At 68.5% G+C, this 4,537-nt stretch carries 3 protein-coding genes; 2 read left to right on the top strand and 1 reads right to left on the bottom strand.

The window, feature by feature from the left end; all coding sequences use genetic code 11:
• Positions 1–379 (bottom strand): porphobilinogen synthase (locus tag AAGI46_15935; protein ID MEM1013698.1); only part of this gene is annotated, 379 nt, incomplete at its 3' end.
• A 55-nt stretch (positions 380–434) separates the two neighbouring features.
• Here AAGI46_15935 and AAGI46_15940 point away from each other — a divergent pair.
• Positions 435–3,770 (top strand): PD-(D/E)XK nuclease family protein, encoded by a 3,336-nt coding sequence (locus AAGI46_15940; GenBank protein MEM1013699.1) that lies wholly within the window; start codon positions 435–437, stop codon positions 3,768–3,770.
• Positions 3,763–4,537, top strand: a 775-nt coding sequence (locus AAGI46_15945) for a UvrD-helicase domain-containing protein (protein MEM1013700.1), incomplete at its 3' end; no start/stop codon positions are given. The genes AAGI46_15940 and AAGI46_15945, both read left to right, overlap by 8 nt.

Below are 4,537 nucleotides of genomic sequence, written 5' to 3' on the forward strand. Positions count from 1 at the left end.
ATTCGCAGAGGCAGACGTCGGTGATCGCCAGCATCGGATTGCCGCGACGTTGCGTCTCGCGCAGAAGTCGGCAGACGACGTTGTCGCCGGCCTCGCCGGATGAGCCGACGGCATCCTTCTGATCGTCACCGAGCACGCCGACGACGAGGTATCCGCCGATGCCGAGCTCGGCCATCGAGTCGAGCCAGTCGGCCGCGTCGTCGACGCCGAGGCGGAAGACGCCCGGCATGCTCGCGACCTCCAGCTTCGGCCCGTCGTGGACAAACACCGGCACGATCAGGTCGCTTGCACGAAGGCGAACACGCTGCAGCATCTGGCGAACCTGCGGCGTTCGGCGGAGTCGACGAGGACGCACATCTGGAAACGAACCACCGGCCATGACGACAGGATAAGCCCTGCGTCTCCAAGGGACGTGCAATCGTTACAGTGAACCGATGTCCGGGCCGTCGGCGACACTCCTCCTCGACCGGGCCGGCTCGGGCAAGACGCGGCGGTTGCTGGACAGTCTGCAAGACGTGGTCACGGGCGATCCGTTGGGCGACGAGGTCTTGCTGGTCGTCCCGCCGCAGGCGACGTTCGACTACGAGCGGCTGGTCGCGTCGACCGTCGGGCCGACGCTGCGGGTGCGCGTGCTGGACCCGCGTCGGCTCGTGACGCATCTGCTCGACGGGACCCAGGCTGCGGCGATGCCGGAGGTCGACGAGGCGGGCCGGCAGCTGCTGGTCTCGTTGGCACTGCGTCAGACCGCAGACCAGCTCGCGACGCTGCGCGATGTCGCCCAGCAACCCGGCACCGCCGCGATGGTCGACGCGGCACTGGGCGACCTTCGCGCGGCCGAAGTTGATCTTGACGACTTCGCGTCGTCCAACGACGAGCTGTCGGTAAAACTTTCAGACCTGAAGATCGTTCGCGAGCGGTACGACGCCCTGCTCGACAGCCGACTCGATCCTGCAGGCCGGCATGACGCGGCCATCGCGACGGCTCGCTCGTCGAACAGACTGCGTTGGAGCCGGCTGTATGTCGACGGCTTTCGACTGCTGACCCGGCCGGAGCGACGGCTGCTCGCGGCAGTGGCTGCGCGTGCTGAGGCGACGCTCGCAGCGTTCACGTGCGAGGCAGACGCGGACGTCGTGGGCACGGGGCTTTTTGCCACAACCCGCGCGAGCGTCACCGCGTTTGAGGCCGAGCTTTCGGACGCGGGCGTCGCCGTTCGTCGCGCGTCGCTAACCGATCAGAAACCGCGACTGAGCTCCGCCGCGATTCGGCTGCTCGAACGCGATGCCGCCCAACCTCGGCCGTCGCAGGCGATCGACATCGACGCGCTCGAAGTCCATGCACTCGACGCCGCCGATCCTGTCGCGGAGGCCAAGGCGTGTGTTGCAGTCGTGAAGGACTGGCTGATCGACGGCGTCTCGCCGAGCGAGTGTGCCGTGCTGTTCCGCCAGAGCGAGCAGGCGACGCGCGTCCTCCTCGACGCCGCGGCCGAGGTCGGCCTGCCGATTTTCGTCGATCGTCGCAAGCCTGCGTGGAACCACGCGTGCGTTCGCCTCGTGAAGTCGGTCCTCGCGTGCGCGCTCGACGGCTGGTCGACGCGAAACGCCTTGGCTCTGGCGAAGAGTCGGCTCGCCGTTGCCGAGGCTTCGGATGCAGAACAGCTTGAGCTCTTCGTCCGCAGCGATCAGATCCGCGGCCGACAGATGTGGGAGCAGGCCGAGCCTTGGCTTGCTCTCGAGGAAGACGACGCCGAGGCCGCGACGATTGCCGAGCGTGTGCGTCGGCGGCTCGTTGACGCGGTTGCACTGCTGAGGCAATCGCTCGATGCCGAACGAATCGTCGCAGATCACGTCGCGGCGTTGCAGTCGGTGCTGGAGGCGTTCGACGTCGACGCTGGCATCGCAGCGATGGCCGAGCGTGAGTCGGATCGGCCGGAGGCGGCGGACGAGCACGTCGGCGCTTGGGCGGCGGTGCAGGACCTGATCGGGCGTCTTGCATCGCTGGCACCGGAGGCGTCGGTCGACGGCGAGACCTTCGCCGCCATGCTGCTCGGCGGGCTCGACCGGTTGCAGTTCGCGACGACCCCGCCGACGGCCGAGGCAGTGGTGCTGGCGGACGTCGAACGCGTCGTCCTGCCCGCGGGCGTGAAGCGGGCCGTGGTCGTCGGCCTGAGCGAGGGCATTTTCCCACAAGCCGGACGCGACGAGGCTTTGCTCGACGACGGCGATCGTGCGGCGCTTCGACAACGCGGTCTCGACGTGCCTGCCGACGACGGGGCCGAGGAGCGGCGTCTGGCCTACCGCGCTTTCACTATCGCCTCAGAGCAACTCGTCCTGCTCCGGCCGAAACACGACGCTTCAGGTCGGCCGATGCCGGAGTCGTCGTTTCGCGTCCACGCACGCCAACTCCTCGGGCTCGACGTCGAGACCGTCGAACGCCCCGTCGCCAGCGAGCGCGACGCCACGGCCTATGTCCTGGCAAAGGTCAACAACCGCACGCCGCTGACCACGCTCGCGACGCACCTGTACAACGCCGTCCGCGACGGCGACGTTGCCCGCCGAACTTGGCCGTCGCTGTCGTGGTCGAACAGACCAGCATTGAGCGAATTCACGCGAAGCTCGCTGCTCGGCGAGACGCTCGAAGCGAAGGTCGATCGCCTCGAAGACTTCGCCCGGTGCCCGTTCCGCCACTTCGCCAAGCACGCCCTGTCGCTGCCAGAGCCTCGGCCGACGGATGACGCGTTTCGCGAGACCGCACTGCTCACACACGACGGCTTGGCCGGCGTGGTGCGCGATGTCGCGTCGGGTCGCCTCGACTGGCAAGACGCGGTGGCGATCGAACGGTCGACGCAGTTCCACGTTCGCCGCGCAGCAGGCAAGCTGCGTGGCGGCAGTCTCGCGGAGACGCGGGTCGGCCGATTCGTGATCGCACGCGTCACGCGGACGCTGGTCGATGTGCTCGCCGCGCAGCAGGCCGCGCTGAGCCGTGGCCGGATGACGCCGGCGTACTCCGATGTCCGCTACGGCTCCGAAGAACACGACGCGCTTCCGCCGCTGGAGCTGACGACGCGCCGCGGCCGGCGTGTCCTTCTGAGCGGCCGGATCGATCGCATCGACCTGGCCCGCACGTTGGACGGCGAGACGATTCCCTGCTCGCTCGCGATCGACTACCGCTCCGGCTCGGCAGAGTCGGTCACGCGCAACCTGCGGCTCGGCCTGTCGTTCGGCATCGTCGTCCACCTGCTCGCGCTCCAGTCCCACGGCAGCCGGCTCACTCCGAGCCCGGCGGAAGAGGCGTTCGGCTCACTCGTCGTTCCGAGCGGCAGACGCATGACGAGCGTCGACGACGTGCAGGAGGCGCTCGACCAGCCAACGGAGTTGCGTCTGCTGCGAAACAAGCCGCGTGGCATCATCGACTACGACCATCTGCCGCTGCTCGACGCGACATTCGCCGGGACGAATGAGGAGCGACACGAGCCCGGCACGAGCGACGCCTTCGCCGCATCCATCACCAAAGCCGGCCTGCCGAGCAAGCGTGGGAGCGACGTCCTGACGACCGAGCAGATGGACGGCCTCGTCGAAGGCGTGCGGCTCGCGGTGGTCGACGTCGCCGACGGCATCCTGGACGGTCACATCGAGCCCAAGCCCTTTCGCATCGGCAAGACCACGCCGTGCGGCTCGTGCGGGTTTCGGCCGCTGTGTCGGTTCGAGACGCCTGAGGATGCGTATCGCCGCGTGACTCCGATCCCAATTCCGGAGGCCGACGACGATGTCTGACGGCTTTCGCTGGACGCCTGCCCAGCAACGCGCGATCTCGCTCGTCGGCCGGAGCGTCGTCGTCGGCGCGGCGGCCGGCAGTGGCAAGACGGCCGTCCTCGCGGCGCGTGCGGTCGAGTTGGTCACGACGGGCGGCGTCAACAGCGACGGCAAAGCCGGTCGGCCGTGTGGCGTGTCGCAGCTTCTGGTCGCGACCTTCACCAATGCCGCCGCGAACGAGATGCGGCAGCGGATTGCGGCCCGACTGGGAGACGCCATCGCCGTGGCAGAGCCGAAGCAACGACAGCGTCTGCGATCGGAGCTCGATCGCCTTCCCGCCGCGACGATCGGCACGCTCTCGTCGATCGCCGGGCAACTCGTGCGTCGCCACGATGCCAAGGTCGGAGTCGATCCGCACTTTGCGGTGCTGCCCGACGAACAGGCCCAGACGCTGCGGCTGGATGCGGCTCAGGCAGCCATCGAAGACGGCCTCGGCGAAGACGAGGCGACGGCCGCGCTGTTGGACGAACTTGTCGACGGCGACCTGCCGAGGCTCGCTCGGTTGCTGGTCGACGTCCACGGTCGCGTCTGGTCGCTGCCGGACCCGCAGCAGTGGCAAACGGAAACGACGGCCGCACTCGCGGAACTGGTGAATGCCGACTGGTCCAGCTCGTCGCTCGCGACGTTGATGACGCGCGTCGTTCGCCGCGAGAAGCCAGACCACCCGGCACACGCGGCGACGGCCCCAGAACCACACGCCGCAGCGGCAAGCGAGCCCAACCGGGAGA

This window comes from Planctomycetota bacterium, assembly GCA_038746835.1.
Classification (GTDB): domain Bacteria; phylum Planctomycetota; class Phycisphaerae; order Tepidisphaerales; family Tepidisphaeraceae; genus JBCDKH01.

What these genes read in the sequence shown, in the direction of transcription:
- AAGI46_15940 (MEM1013699.1), top strand. Translation starts at nt 435, where the DNA reads ATGTCCGGGCCGTCGGCGACACTCCTCCTCGACCGGGCCGGCTCGGGC.